Origin of the sequence: Lachnotalea sp. AF33-28 (genome assembly GCF_003477885.1) — a bacterium.
Lineage (GTDB): Bacteria > Bacillota > Clostridia > Lachnospirales > Lachnospiraceae > AF33-28.
Genome location: NZ_QUEE01000023.1, coordinates 26,999 through 42,414 on the forward strand (window position 1 = coordinate 26,999; position 15,416 = coordinate 42,414).

Sequence of the window (15,416 nt, forward strand, 5' to 3'; positions counted from 1 at the left end):
TGTTTCCTTCTTCGGTTATTTGTTTCCTGAATTGGACTATAGCGCGTGTCTGAAGATTCATTTCAGCAATCTGTGCGCTCCAGAAATTTTAGATTTCTTTGAATCAACTCACATCTTAAAGCCACGCACTCCACGGAACGTTCCGGGTCTTTTGGCGTGTGGAACACATAGTCCACCAGCTTCTCCAGTGTGGTAACCGCCACATGCATCCGGGTATCCGAGGAGGCATAGTAAATAAACACCTCACCCTGTTCGTTGACGATGGCCCCGTTGGTGAACACAACATTGCTCACATCTCCTACACGTTCCCCTCCCCTCGGGCCGATCAGGAGACCGGAAGGTTCCGCGATCACCTTCCACGGTTCCTTCAGATCGGTGGCAAAGGCGTAAATCACATAGCGCAGACCCGCAGCCGTATTGCGCACACCGTGAGCGATATGGATCCACCCCATATCGGTCTTTATGGGGACGGCTCCCGCACCGTTTTTCGCTTCCGTGATGGTATGGTATTTTCTAAGGCTGGTCATCCGTTCTTCATCAACCACAGGGTTGGTAATATCCTCGCAGAGCCCGAAGCCGATGCCGCTTCCGCTGCCCGTCTCGATAAAGTCATCCATCGGCCTGGTATAAAAGGCATATCTGCCGTCCACAAATTCCGGATGCAGCACCACGTTGCGCTGCTGTGGGGACCGAAGGGTCGTAAGGTTGGGCAGACGCTCCCAGTCCTTCAGATTTTTGGTCCGGACAATGCCCGCCGCCGCCACTGCCGCGGAGAGGTCACTTACGGTCTTATCCTTGCTTTCGGAACAGAATACGCCATAGATATAACCGTCCTCATGTTTCGTCAGGCGCATATCATAAACATTGGTCTCCTCCGGACAGGTATCCTCAAAGAGAATCGGATAGTCCCAGAAGCGGAATCCGTCCACCCCGCTGTCGCTCTCAGCCACGCCGAAAAAGGACTTCCGGTCGTTGCCTTCAATGCGGGCGACCAGATAATATTTTCCGTTCAGTTCGATTGCACCGGAATTCATGACCGCGTTGACGCCCAGGCGTTCCATAAAGAACGGGTTTGTCTCCGGATTCAAATCGTAACGCCAGGTCAGCGGTATATGTTCCCTCGTCAGCACCGGATATTCATACCGGTCAAAGACACCGTTGTAAAAATCGGATTTTACATTGGGTCTGGAAATCAGCCTTTCCTGCTTTTCTTTTTCTATATAATATCTTTCATGAAGCATGTCCGTTCTCCCTCTTGTTTCATAAGTACCTGTGCGGCACCTGAATTTGGTTTATCTTTTAGAAGTCTCTTCCCACTCCGGCACGATGAGCTGTGACGGATCAAACTCCGGATGAAGCTCCTGATACCGCCGCACGCCTTCATTCATGATTTCCGACATTTCATCGCAGACCTTCGGAATATCCGCGATGGCCGTTTTCCCGCTCCAGATATCCTCTTCCCATATCTCTGCCGGAGTCCTAAGTCCGGTGATGTCATAGGGCTGCTGCATGGGCGTGGCCGCGCTCACTTCCAGCAGAGCAGCGTATTCCTGCCACTGTATCTTGTCTTTATCCATAGGATTGTCCGTTACCAGAGCCTTGTCCGTAGGCAGATTGATGCCCTCCACATATGCCTCCGCCATCATCTCCTCACTGTAAAACCACCGGTAAACTTCCATCAGCCTGGCCGCCCCTATCTTTTCCACAGAAGCCTTATTGATGGCAATATAGCGGTTATATGCGGTATACTGCTTCCTGGCATCGGCGGGATCCGACACCGGATAAGGTGCTACGCCCCAATGGATCTTAGCCGGAAACTGCGTGGTGAATACACTGTAGTCATAGCTTGCGGAAAAATACATTCCGATGCCCCCGTCGGCAAATCTGGATCTCGCCGGATCATTGTCCAGGCTGTCGGCTCCCGGCACACAGCTTCCGTCCGCCTTAATTTCCATGAGTGTGGTCATCATATCTACCAAGCTGCCATAATCATATCTGCCCGTAACCGGATCATAGCCAAAACATCTGGTGCTGCCGGTTGCGGGCTTCATAACATCATCGCTGAACCAGTCCCCGTATTTTGCCGGAAATATGATACCGTACTCGTTTTTATCCGGATCTGTCAAAATCCTGGCACACTCCCGCAGTTCCTCCAGGGTTGCCGGGGGCTTCGCCTCCCCCTCTTCGTCCACCAGCCCTGCCGCAGCAAACATATCCTTATTATATACCAGTCCGTATGTAGTGGAGCTGTTGGGAAGGATATATGTCTTGCCGTCATAGATATGCTTGTTGTAGGACAGCATTCCGCCAAACCTGCCGATCAGTTCCCGGCCGCCCGGCAGATCCTCTATGGCCTCGATCCAGCCTTCCGTCGCATACTTTTCCAGACTGCCGCCCAAAATCGGAAACATATCCGGTCCCTGTCCTGAAATCAGCGCCACTTCCAGGACCTTTTCTATATCATCTTTCACCTGGTAATCGATCCTGATCTTTTTATCCTTTCCGACGGTGCTGTTCCACTCATTCACTTTCTCCATCACAAAGGATTTATCATGGTAATTGTTTGTCCAGACCGTAACCGTGACGGTCTCATCGGATGTAGCCGCCGTTTCAGCGCAGCCCGTCAAAGCAGACACTGCTATTAAAACTGCCAGACACAGGACAAATGCTCTTTTCATCATATCTCTCCCCCACTTTACTGTCACCAGCCGCAGGCTGATGGCCTATTCTGACAGTCTATTATACCACTGAAACCGCACCGCTGAAAAGCGGCAATTACCGCCTGCACAATTACCCTGCACAGTTACCACCGTTCATCCGAATCCCCTTTGTAGTCAAAATCCGGCAGTCCGGTCGCGCGGTAATAGGTGGACATGATTCCCGGATGAGGGTTCGGGATCATTCCCTTTTCCACACTGGTTCCAGACTGAAGGAAGCGGTAATGCTTAAACGGAATCTTCATCATCCCCTCTTCCGTAAGTATTCCGTCCCAGGACTTGCCTTCCTTGGCCCATAAGCCTTCGCCGAACAGCGTGGTGCTGTCCGCCGTCATCACCGGCACCGCCCCGTATTCCTGCAGAGCCCTGGCAAGCACCATCTCATATTCCGTCAATTGGAACTGCGTCAGATCCAGGTCCGGATCCAGCTGCAGCAGCACGCCCATGGGGATACCGTTGGGATATCCGCCGTCCGTCCAGACGGTGGGCGGGTAGATATGCTCAAGCAGTGCCGTGAACTTACAGGCCCATGTCAGCTTATGCTCGATTCTTCCCTCCATCAGCTCATCGTACATCACGACTCCGGCGACGTTTGGAACACCTGCCGCATGGGAACCGCCGTACATATGGATGCTCTCTCCGTTATGAATCGGAAAGCTGTCCGGATCAAATACGCCGCTGCCGTACAGGTCGTAGGTGATGCCGCTGCAGGACCACCACTGGCCGTCCGGCCTCTGCTGCGCGCCCCACATATCCCAGGCGAGCCCTCTTTCATAATCCACCAGCGACATATGGGAATCGGACTGCTTATCCGGAATCGCATCCTCCGGAATCGGGACATCCTTGCCAAAGCCCGGCGCGTGTCCCATGCGGTGGTTTTCCTCACCGACTGCCTCCACATATTTTTGGGAATGAACATACATCTGTCTTCCCTCTCCGGTATGATATTTGATCCTTTTCTCTACGTTGACGGTTGGGGTATCCCTGGTCACTTCATAGATCGGAAGCGTCCAATTGTACAGATTCATATGGAATCCGTCCTGCCCATTGGGCCCCGCAAGCAGTTTTACATAATGGTCCGACTGCGGATGAAGCGCCGGCGCCTTTTCTATTTTCGTGTTCCAGAAGCTGTCTTCTGCAAAAAATCTCTTAGCCATTACGGTTTCTCCTCTTTATTCTTTCGCTATAATGCGGTCTACAACCAGCTGCCGAAATTCCGGCGACAGCATGGAAAAATATGCGGTAAAGCCTGTCACACGCACCACCAGATCCGGATACAGCGACGGATCCTTATGCGCTTTTAGTATCTTTTTCTCATCGATGATATTGATATTTAAAAGCGTCGCTCCCTTTTCAAACATGGTGCGGATCAGATCGGCAATTTTTTTCACGGCTTCCTCATCCCGGATGAGCCCCGGGTCCAGTTCCAGCTGGATGGGGGCCGTATTGCCATATCCGGGCTGGACATCCGCTATGGTATTGGCCATGGCGGTCACCGCTCCGTCTTTTCTGAATCCCGGCATGGGGTTCGCCCCGTGATTGATGGCCGTCCCCGCTTTTCTTCCGTTTGGCGTAGCCCCTACTGCCTTCCCGAAATCTATGGTATTGGCCCAGGAAAACCATCCCGGGATAAAACAGAAATTGTCCCCCTCAAAGCTCTTACGGTGCACTGCCTCCGCAAAAAAATCCGACAGTTTCCTGCCCCACCAATCGGCTCTGGAGCCTCCCGAGCCGTAATGGGCAACGCTTGTCATCATCCTGCGCGTATATTCCCCGCCCGTTCCTCCATAGTTATTCTGAAGGCATTCGTTCATCTCCATCCAGGACAGCCGGTGTTCCTTCTCTATCCGCTGTTCCAGGCAGGCAAATGAATCGGCCACCACGGCGATCCCGGCTCCGTCGATGGCCAGATTATAGTACATGGCGCCGCCGTCAGAGACGTCATGCCCTTTCTCCACCGGACCGTGGCTAAGCAGATTCAGCAGGAGCTCCGGCTCATTGTATACCTGATATCGCATGTGGAATTTCATGCTCTTTACAGTGACATCCACTGCCCGCAGCAGATGCTTTGTAAACAGGCTCCAAAGCTTATCCACGCCGTATTCATCCTCCGGCAGAGCCATCATTTCCCAAAAGGCCACCTCAAATACCCGCGCCGTATTGATTTTCACCAGGTCATTGAGCGTGTATTCTAGCCCTGGAAGAGACATCCAGTTACAGCCCACCGCAATCCTCTTTCTTGCCAGCTCAGGCGTATAACCGTTTTTTACAAACCCTTCCACGAGAGCTTTATCCCCAGAAAACCGCGGCCATCCGTTCCTGTTTTTAAACAGATACCCCACAGCCTTTAAGAAAAATTCCTCCGGCAGGCCGTCATGCACCCGGACCGTCAGGTTGCAGGAGGTGTCGATCAGGTCGGCTGCCTCCAGTATCAGATAAGAAACGCGGCTTGTCACATCCGTCCCATCGCCGTCCGGCCCTCCGAGCTGATAATAGTGTGTATCGTTCAGCAGCAGACAGGCGATATAATATCTGGCATCGGCATCGTCTATCCGGCCTTCTTTCAGGTCTTTCTCATAATAGGGCCGCAGCAGTTCATCCAGCTGCCCGCCTGCTCCGTCCCGGTTATAGGTTCTCGACGCCATATTGAACCAGCAGATCCACTGGCAGGCTTCCCGCAGCGTCTCGGGCGCCTCCGTCAAAATCCGCTCATTCACCCGCTTCATCTCCGTGAGATTTTCTTTCAGCGCCGGATCTTCTTCCTCCGGTATCATTTCCTCGATCCGCTCTATGGTGTGCCTGATCCATACCTGGACGGCATCGATGGTTTTTTCTTCCGCCTCATAAAATTCCAGGCATTCGCTGCCGTTCTGTTCTTTGTATGTATGGATTTTTCTGCGCAATCCTTCCCAGCCCAGAGTCAGACCGATCGTATAATCCGGCGCGAAGTGGGCGTCGGAGCCGATTCCGGATATGATGTCATATGTTTCAAGCCCCGGCTTCAGATCGGAATAGTCGTAGTCCGGATTCCAGACAGGGCCCTTCATTCTGGACAGGAAGAACATCCATTTCCCGCAGAAGGCATCGTTCGCGTCCACATACACCGGATGCTTCTCCATCAGATCGCAGAAATTCCTGCTCCATCCGTCATACCCATAAAAGGAACCGTTCTCATGATTGGGAATGATCTTCCATTCAAACCCGTCAGGAGGGACGATCCTTCCGTAATCATCCTCATCGAGCCCGCCTTCCACGTCCACCTTTTGCTGTGTCTGCTCCAGCTTTTTCTGTTTCAGGACCGCGATCCTGTCCAGATACTGTTCCATTTTCTGGTTCATAGTTTCCTCCTCACCCGATCCGTACAGTGATTCCCCGATCCGAAGCGGCCCGGGCCAGCCTCTTCATCACGCACTCCTCTGCCGGCTTCTGCCCGTCAAAACGGTTCTCCTTTTCCAGTCCCCGGTATTTCGCATCTCCCAGGGGATTGAAATTTAAAAGCTCATAATAAAGCAGATTGGCATGGATCCCCTGTATATATCCGGAAATAGCCGCAATCTCATCCTCATCCTGATTGACACCCGGTATCACCGGTGTCCGGATGATCATGGGAATGAAACTCTTTGAAAGCCGCGCCGCATTTTCCAATATGAGTTTGTTGCTGACCCCGGTCCATTCTCTGTGTTTGTGCTCATCCAGGAGTTTGATATCGCACATGATGAGGTCTAAAACGGGAAGCATTTTTTCCAACCGGCTCCAGGGCACATTTAAGTTGGTTTCGATTGCCGTCGCAATGTGCCGTTCTTTACATCTGCTTAAAATCTCATATGCAAATTCCTGCTGCAGTAAGACTTCGCCGCCGGACAGGGTCACACCGCCGCCGGAATTGTGATAATATGCTTCATCCTGAAGGATTTCATCCATCACCTCATCCGCACTCATCCTTTTACCGGACATCGCCAGCGCGCCCGGAAAGCATTGCCCGGAACATGTCCCGCAGCGGATACATGCGTTTCTGTCCACACGGATTCTGTCCCCGTCCGTATGCAGCGCGCTTTTTGGGCACACTTCTATGCACTTTCCGCACCGGATGCAGTTTTTCTCATAATACAGAAGTTCCGGTTTCAGCGTTATAGTCTCCGGATTATGGCACCAGGCGCAGTCCATATTGCATCCCTGCAGGAATACGGTGGTCCGGATTCCGGGCCCATCCTTCAGGGAAAATCTCTGTATATCCGTTACAATTCCTTCCATGCTTTTATCCTTCCTGTCATTGGATCACTGTCTTTTTGATTTCGCCCTCATAAATCACTTCATGATCAACAGATATCTTCATCCGCTCCTGATCTATCCACAGATCGACCGGCTGATCCCGGTAAGGGAAGCCTTTGACCTCGTACCAGCCTTCGGGCGCGGGCGCAGGATCGACAGTGAGACCGCCATCCAGTCCGATTTCAAATCCGGCCAGCCCAAACAGGACCGCCTGCAGTCCGGTCACGCCGGCAATGATATTCGCGCGCTTATTCGCAGGCATGCCGGGCTTATCGCAGTAGTGCTCCTGGGGAATATAGGGCGCCATGGTTCCCAGCCAGAAATGACGCCGCAGCACATCCCACGCCAGTTCCGGACGCTTTGCCTTCCACAGCGTCTCCGCCAGTTCCGGCCCTTCTCCGCTGTAGCTTCCGCCGCCGGACCAATCCGGATCATTCAGCTCATAGTGCAGCTCATCCTCCGCCGATATGCTGCTGACTCCGTAAGCCCCCAAAAACCTGCCGTCTACAAGGTGCTTTGCCAGTGCGTCCGTCATGGATTCGTCACATACGCCGAAACGCAGCGCATCATACATCTGAATCGAATAGATATATTCAACATGATGCTCCGGATGAATGCACCGGAACCATCCTGCTTCCTCATCCCACAGGTTCTCACGCAGAGATGTCCGGATGGCCTCCGCTTTACTGCGCCAGCCCGCGGTGTCCTTACGGCCCAGACGCTCCCCGATATCGGAAAGCCGGTCGTAACACCATGCCCGCTCGGCATTGGGGCTGGGAACCACATACTCATACCCGCAGCTTCTCATTTCAAGCAGATTGTGCTGTCTGCCGTAATCCTTTAAATCCTCCCACTCCTCAAGCCGTTCCTCCTCTGCCTGAAACAGAGCCAGGATCTTGTCAAAGAGCTCCAGGCCTTTTCCCGTCATGGTCACAACGGTCCAGTAAAGGTTCATGAGGGACCACATGCTGTAGGAATAGCTGCACCATCCCTGGCCGTCGCCCTTTAAGGACATGCAGATATGCCGGTCGATGCCGGAATCAAGCATTTTATTCAGGAAATCAAGCGTCTTTTCACCCATGAGCATCACCAGGGTTCTGGCGCTGTATCCCGCCACATCCCACGGATAACAGCAGATGGAGCCCCCGTCCATGCCGCTGGTAGCGGGAAACGGGTTTGTCACAAAGGCGTCATTCTCCCAAAGGCAGACCAGCCCGCTGATTAAGGATCTGTGATAATACTCCGTCAGTCCGGGGATATTGCTGTTAAGCGCGGGAATCCCCCTGTCCGCCATCCTAAGCCGTGCTTTCCAGGCCTCTTCTGTCTCTTTCTGCCAGTCAGAGAGCCGGCCGGCCCCCGCAGATTCCCCGGCCTTTGTATAGACAACTGCGGCTTGGCACTCATAGATCTGATCTTTTCCGATTCTTCTCTCCATGCAGTCTTCCAGGACAAGGGTCACCCTTATCTCCCCGTTCTCCCAGACGCAGTCCGAGACTTTCATCATCCCGCTGCCGCCGGCTTTAGGCGGCATGAAATCCCAGGATGACAAATCCGTCAGCCGCGGATGCCCCGGGTCAAACTGCACATTTACCTTTAGAGCCGTTTCCCTGCTAGCCCTGTTTTTAATGCGGATCTTTACAAGAAATCCCGCCTTTTGAAACAGGGGCACCAGCTCGCTTTCCACTGCCAGGGAAATCAGGCCGTTCTGCGTCCTGTAATGATAGGTGCCCTTCCTCACAATTTTGTCGGGCTGCCACGTGCCGCCCGCATAGAGCAGACCGCAGTCCTCCTTCCCCTTATTGCCGGTATCTTCTATATAATGTCCGTCCGCCTCTATGGAAAACGACAGTTTAGTGTCCTCCGCCGCATAAGGCGGTGAGAAGCAGCCCGCCGCTCCGGTCACATTCTCTCCTGCCGGAGCACATGTGCTAAAGCCGCTGTTCACCCAGATATAGTTGGGGGGCGCCGTGCACTTTCTTAGGTCAACGGAAAAATCCTCACTCTGATAGCTCATTTCTGATTTCCTTCCTGAATACTCTTATCCCATTTTAGAAAAGGGAAACGGGAACTGTCTCAACAGTCTCGTTTCCCCTCCCGCATCTTATATCATTTCACATTGCAAATCTGGATTACGATTATTTCACTGCCAGCCACGCATCATACTGTGTCTGCATTTCAGCGATGACTTTCTCAACACCCGCTGTCTTTAACGCTGCCTGGAACTCGGGCAGGTATTCTTCCGGATCATAGAAGCCTTTTTCCAGAAGCGCCTGATACTCGGCAAGAACGCCGTCAAGAGCGGTCACTTCTGCTTCTACGGCAGTCTTATCGAAACGGAAGCCTGCTGTGCAGGAAACTTCTGCTTCTTTATTAAATGCGTCATACTGTTCCTTCTTATCGGCGGACTCATTGTCCAGGAGGCTCGGAGCGTTTACGTTACAAACGATCCATACGCCCGGGTAAGCATAGCCGGATTCAGGAATCAGAGTCACACGGCCGTCTGCCGTCTTGGTGTAATGCTCGCCTTCAATACCGAATGCTGCGAGGTTTGCAAGGGTTTCATCTGTATTCAGAAGCTGTAAGAATTTCATGCAGGCATCCAGCTTGGTGGTCTTCGCATTGATTGCGTATGCGGAACCCGCTGCGGAATCTGTCTCTACATAGCTTCCCGTTAAAGGAATGATCTCCACATCCATGCCAAAACGTGAAGAAGCGTTTGCCTTGCTGTCCGGTGTCATAGCCCAGCGGTAAAAAGCGTTCTCGCCGTTCTTTCTCTTCTCGGTTACGATTTCAGTGCTGATGGAATCCGGAGCGGACTCTTCCTGATTGATATAGCCGGCTTTATTCCAGGAATACATCATATCAACGAATTCTTTGTATTCAGGAGTTTCCATGATGTTTACAATCTTGGTGGTATCGCCGTCGCGGGCAACGCCTGCATATTTTGTCAGGAATGCGAATTTATCCAGTTCGAAGCAGTCAAAGGTCGGGTCCTGTAAAGCGATCGGGTTTGCCATACCGTCTGCATAGCAGTCAGCAAGCATGGGCTCGATGTCTTTTAACTCTTTAACAGCGGAGAGATCCCAGTTGTATTTTTCCACTAAAGACGTGGGAACGGACAGTCCCTGTCCATTGGCGCTCTCTTTGTATACCGGTACGTAGAAATTGCGGCCGGCGCTCTTGGCGGATTCCCATACGGTTTCAGGCATGGAAGCATATAATTCCGGATAGTCGGCAAGCACGTCCGTCAGATCATATACGCTGTTGCCGTCGATGAAGTTGTACAAGTTTGCCCAGGATGCACACCAGAACAGGTCGATGTCATCCCCGCCTGCTAACGCAAGGTCCAGCGCGGTATTCTCAGCGTCATTTAATACGGTTACGGTTACGCCGATCTTAGGCTCGATGTAAGCGTTGATTGCATCTTCCACCGCTTTTTCGTCATCGTTTGTATGCCAGCAGGTACGGTGCCATGTGATGTTTACTGTTTCCTGTGATGCTGCGGTTGTTTCATCTGCAGCAGTGGTTCCCTCGGTACCGGCTTCCTTTGTAGTAGGCGCTTCAGTAGCAGCCACAGTCGGGTCTGCATCCTTCTTCGCACAGCCGGCAAATGATGCGCCGATCATAGTCAGCGTAAGCAGCAGTGCCAGCCCTTTCATAAATTTGTTCCTCATTTTTTCTTCCTCCTTATTATATCTAATATACTGATAATTCTTTATCAGTTTGGAACCTGGTTTTACTACCCCCTTATCAGCCTTTCACAGCTCCCAGGGTAAGACCTTTAATAAAATACTTCTGGAAAAACGGATATGCGATCATAATCGGGCCGAGCACCGTAAAGAGCATGGCCATTCTCGTACTTTCCTTCGGTATCTGGGAAGCCAGCGCATATGCGGCCTCCGAGGATATCTTGCCGCTTGTCAGGATCTCAATGTTCTTTTCGATCCGGATCAGGAGCAGCTGCAGCGGCATTTTGTTGGCGGATGTGATGTACATGTAACTCTTCTGCCAGTCATTCCAGAAGCTGATCGCCGACATGAATCCTAAGGCTGCCAGCATCGGCACCATCAGGGGCATACAGATCTGGCAGTAGATGCGGAATTCCTTCGCCCCGTCAATCTTGGCGGATTCGATCAGGGCGTCTGTGATATTGGTCTGTATGTAAGTGCGCATCATGATTACCGTCATCGCCTGTACAGATGGGATACACAGGATCAGGAGCGTATTTTTAAGATGGTAGACAGACGAGTTAATCATGTAGTTGGATAACTGTCCGCCGTTAAACAGCATGGTGATCAGAAGCATGATGGAAAGGAAACCTTTCAGCTTAAATCCTTTCCGGCTTAATGTATAGGCAAACATGCTCTGAATGAGCAGTCCGGAGAGAGTTCCCACCACCGTAACAAAAATCGTTACACCGTAGGATACAAGCAGCTGATCTCCCATGTTAAAGATATACTTCCACGCGCTTAAGGACCACTCTTCCGGAATGAAGGTAAACCCGTTGGCCGCCAGGCTGGCCTCACTGGTAAAGGAAGCAATCAATACTAAAAGCACCGGCATTACAAACAGGATTGCCAATGCGCAGAGCACGGACGCGAGAACATACTGTCCTGTTTTTATCTTCTTTTTTCTCATTTTCCTTCTCCTTAAAACAGCGAATTCTCAGGGGAAACCTTCCGGACAATCAGGTTTACGGCAATGACCATAACGAATCCGATGATCGACTGATAAAATGTGGTCGCCGCGGTTACACCAAAATCAGTAGCTGTCATTATGGAATTCAGGACGTAACTGTCAAGCACCTGTGTGGTTTTATACAGTGCTCCGGTGTTTCTTGTCACCTGATAGAACAGGCCCGTATCGGAGTGCATGATGTTGCCCAGCCCCAGAAGCAGTTTTACCATCATCATCGGCACCAGCATGGGGAAGGTGATGTAGCGCATCCGCTTCCAGACGTTAGCCCCGTCCAGGGAAGCCGATTCATACAGTTCCTGATCGATTCCCGACAGCACGGACAGATACAGCACCGATCCGTATCCTGTCTGTTTCCACACCGTGATCAGCGAAAGGATCAATGGCCAAAACTGCGCCTGCATATAAAAGTTAACCCTTTCCCCGCCTCCCGATGCGATGATGGAGTTAATCACACCCGTGTTATAATCCAGCAGAGCTTTTACGATATAAGTAACCGCCACATAGGAAATAAATGTAGGCAGGATCATGACGCTGTGGGCATACTTTCCTATTTTCTTAAAGACCAGTTCGTTGACGGCAACGGCCAGCGCAATGCTGCATACCGTTTCAATTGCGGTGAACAAAAGATAATAGGCAATCGTATTGCGGGTAATGCGCCAATATGTATTTCCGGCTAAAAACAGATGTTTAAAATTCTCAAGACCGTTCCATGGGCTTCTGTATAATCCCAAAGAAAAGTCGAATTTCTTAAATGCGAGCACCAGGCCGGTCATCGGTACATAATTGAATAAAATCAGCAGGATCACAGCGGGCAGCGCCATCAGTACCAGTTCCCTGTCCTTCCACAGACCCTTGACTCCCGATTGAAACCGTTTCATCTTTATCTCCTTCCTTCGTTTTGATGAACCTATTATAGCAACGGGTGAAGTGGAATAGAAGTTGATAATTCGTGGACTCTTTGAGAGTGTACAGATAAAGGAGCCGGCGCATTTGTGGTAAAGCGCCGGCTCCGTCTGGGAATTGTTAGATTCTTTTTGCTTTGGATGCTCTTATCAGGGCAATTGCCAATGCTCCGGATAGAAACAGGAGTGCAGCAAAAATGCTTATGGGGGTGTGATCCCCTGCATTCGGGCTGGCTGCCGCTAAGTTATCCGGGGCTGGCGGATTTGGCGTATCCGCCGATGGGGCCGGGCTGACTGGGTCTTTCGCTCCTGTGGAACCGGAAGAGCCAGAGTCTGAGCCTGAATTGGAGCTGCCCGGGTCCGAGTCTGTTTCTAAGTCCGGTCTGTTATCGGTGCCCTGGTCTTTTTTGACAGACAGGATCAGCGTTCCGAATTTGCTGGTATCCTGCCAGTTGTCGCCCGTGCCTGCCCATCCGATGATGTGCTGCCTGCTTCCGTAAATATCCGAGTCATCGTTGGCTACATCAAAGCCGATCGCAAGATCTGCGGCCGGGTCAGTGATATCAAGGGATGCCCACGGAATAGCCATCTCCACGGAGTATCCGTCTTCCAGATCTTTCCATCCGGTCAGGATGCCCTTTCCGTTATCAAATGCGTTCTGTCTGTCTTTGTCCCAGCCGGCGAAGAGCTGCATGTCTTTGCCGCTGTATGCTCCCGCCTTGGAATTGGTCGGATTTAAGAACAGCTCGAAACAATCCTGCATATACTGTCTGTTCTTTTCGTCGCCGAAGCAAAGCGCCTCATCCTGAACGACAGCGGCGACATAGAGATAGTCATCGTCCCACATGGTGCCGAAATTAAAAATGTTATTGGGTGTGCCGGAAAGCGGCTTTGCAGCCTTCTGGCTGATCGCCCAGTCGGCTTCACTGATGTCGCCGTCTACAGTGACTTTGTTATCTGTCCTGACCGCATAGGCGACGGCATTATCCGGATCAGGCAGCAAAGGTGAAGTTTCCGTCCTGTTATAAGTGATTGTTAAAACGGTGGTTCCCTCATTTTTGTAAGGGTCTGTGCCGGTCAGTTTTATTTCGTTTTTGCCTTCTTTTAAAGATACTTTAGTGATAAAGGTATCATCAAGGCTCACGGATACATCTTCGCCGTCAACGCGAAAGCCTGCCAGTGTCTCGCTCACAGATCCGGTGATGACATATTCGGAATCTGTGACCGTTCCGCCCTGTTGATTCACGGTTATAACAGGCGCAACGGAATCGCAGCTCACCTTTACGGTAACTGTCTTTGTGCCTTCTGTGCTGACTGCGGCAACTTCAAATGTGTTGACGCCCTGATTCAGGGTCACCTGATGTTCAAAGGTCAGGTCATCCTTCACTTCCACTACGGTTCCGTTAACTGTAACTTCCGCCGGTACATTTACTCTGCCCTTCAGGGTATAGCCGGTATTATTAACCCTGTCGGCGGTTTTCTCCATGACCAGCGCCAGATAGCTCGGATCGTACTTCACGTTCAATTTTTTAACCGATCTGTTTCCGTTTACATCTTTCGCTTCGATTGTAATGATGTTGCCGCCTTCTGTCAGCGTGATATCCGCGGTAAATGTAAAATCCGCGCCCAGAGCCACTTCTCTTCCATTTACCGTAACACTGGCCTGTTCATCTACACTTCCGCTAAGATGCAGGATCTGATCCCTGCTGGTGTAGGAACCGTTCTCCTCAAACAGCTGAGGGTTTTCGTCCACAGAGACCGCAGGTGCCGCGTGATCCGCTGCGTCTGTCGTAACAATCACGATGCTTCTGGCCGGAACAAATACATCTTTGGCCGTTTCACCGATTATGTTGATGCTGTCCGTATTTTTAACGGACTGGTTCACTTCTGAAGTGGTGTACACCGATGCGCTTTGGCCCTTCAGTCCGCTGATGTCATATGCTTTCGCAACACGGGAGGTATTGGTAATCATGCATACGGTTCCGCTTCCCGTGTTAAACGCCACCAGGTCACTTAGCAGAGCGGCTTTATTCGCCGCAGTCGGATCATCGGTTGACATTCTCTGCACATGGGAGTTCACCGGCACGCTGTTGAACAGCTGGGCCAGAACCTGATAGGTTGTGCCCTTGTAAAGGTCGGTTTTTCCCTCTCCCTCAAGGATCACTTCCTGGTAAGGGTTCTTGGCAGAATATCTCGGATCCCATCCAAGCCACCAGAACCAGGAGTTGATACCGCCCCACGCCAGGTCTGAGGTCAGGATTCTCATCGCTTCAATCGCCCGGTCGATTTCCAGATCGCCCATCTGATTGCCGGCTGTGCAGTACTCCGTCATCCAGGCTTCCTTTTCCGGAAATTTAGCCACATTCTGCGCCCAGTCAATGATATTCTGGTCCGTTGCGTCCTTGCCCTTATAGGAATGACTTGCCAGAACATCAATGGCATCATTGTACTCCGGATCGTTTAAAAGCTCTGAAAAGCCTTCACCCATCCATACGACTGAGTTCTTGTATTCATCGCTTTCCGGTCCCATGAGCTTTACACCGTCATAGCCTGCCGCATCCAGGGTATGGCGCAGCATGATGGCAACCCGCTTATACTGTACCTTATCATACCAGCAGGACTGATATGCGGTGGCAGTGCTCGGTTCATTCTGCAGGCTCATCGCGATCGGCGCGGGCAGTTTCTCTTCTTTTGTCAGATGATCCAGACATTTTACTATATAATCGCAGAAATCCTGTTCCTTATCTTCTAACAGCCTTGCGACACTGCCGTCCGCGTTTGCTTATGTGTGATAAAGAAGCAATAGAAGTGCAAAAAATTTTGCCGTTCC

At 51.5% G+C, this 15,416-nt stretch carries 10 protein-coding genes; all 10 read right to left on the bottom strand.

From position 1 onward, the window contains the following. Window positions 1–62: 62 nt before the first annotated feature. Window positions 63–1,241, bottom strand: a complete 1,179-nt coding sequence (locus DWZ56_RS21710; RefSeq protein ID WP_118558719.1) for a glycoside hydrolase family 130 protein — start codon at window positions 1,239–1,241, stop codon at window positions 63–65. Between the two features lie 51 nt (window positions 1,242–1,292). After that, the gene (locus tag DWZ56_RS21715; RefSeq protein WP_118558720.1) at window positions 1,293–2,681 is read right to left on the bottom strand and encodes an ABC transporter substrate-binding protein; all 1,389 of its coding nucleotides are present in this window, start codon (window positions 2,679–2,681) and stop codon (window positions 1,293–1,295) included. Window positions 2,682–2,803: 122 nt separating this feature from the next. Continuing rightward, entirely contained in the window at window positions 2,804–3,874 is a 1,071-nt protein-coding gene (locus tag DWZ56_RS21720) for a hypothetical protein (protein ID WP_118558721.1), read from the bottom strand. Window positions 3,875–3,889: 15 nt separating this feature from the next. Next, entirely contained in the window at window positions 3,890–6,055 is a 2,166-nt protein-coding gene (locus tag DWZ56_RS21725; protein ID WP_199679632.1) for a pyruvate formate lyase family protein, read from the bottom strand. Window positions 6,056–6,065: 10 nt separating this feature from the next. Further along, window positions 6,066–6,968, bottom strand: a complete 903-nt coding sequence (locus DWZ56_RS21730) for a glycyl-radical enzyme activating protein (RefSeq protein WP_118558722.1) — start codon at window positions 6,966–6,968, stop codon at window positions 6,066–6,068. Between the two features lie 16 nt (window positions 6,969–6,984). After that, window positions 6,985–9,000 (bottom strand): MGH1-like glycoside hydrolase domain-containing protein, encoded by a 2,016-nt coding sequence (locus tag DWZ56_RS21735; protein ID WP_118558723.1) that lies wholly within the window; start codon window positions 8,998–9,000, stop codon window positions 6,985–6,987. Window positions 9,001–9,121: 121 nt separating this feature from the next. After that, window positions 9,122–10,660, bottom strand: a complete 1,539-nt coding sequence (locus DWZ56_RS21740; protein WP_118558724.1) for an ABC transporter substrate-binding protein — start codon at window positions 10,658–10,660, stop codon at window positions 9,122–9,124. A gap of 76 nt (window positions 10,661–10,736) precedes the next feature. Then, a complete protein-coding gene (locus tag DWZ56_RS21745; RefSeq protein WP_118558725.1) occupies window positions 10,737–11,624 on the bottom strand; it encodes a carbohydrate ABC transporter permease in 888 nt (295 codons plus the stop codon). 11 nt (window positions 11,625–11,635) lie between these two features. Continuing rightward, the gene (locus DWZ56_RS21750; RefSeq protein WP_118558726.1) at window positions 11,636–12,562 is read right to left on the bottom strand and encodes an ABC transporter permease; all 927 of its coding nucleotides are present in this window, start codon (window positions 12,560–12,562) and stop codon (window positions 11,636–11,638) included. A 145-nt stretch (window positions 12,563–12,707) separates the two neighbouring features. Beyond that, the gene (locus tag DWZ56_RS21755; protein ID WP_118558727.1) at window positions 12,708–15,248 is read right to left on the bottom strand and encodes a sugar-binding protein; all 2,541 of its coding nucleotides are present in this window, start codon (window positions 15,246–15,248) and stop codon (window positions 12,708–12,710) included. Between the last annotated feature and the right edge of the window lie 168 nt (window positions 15,249–15,416).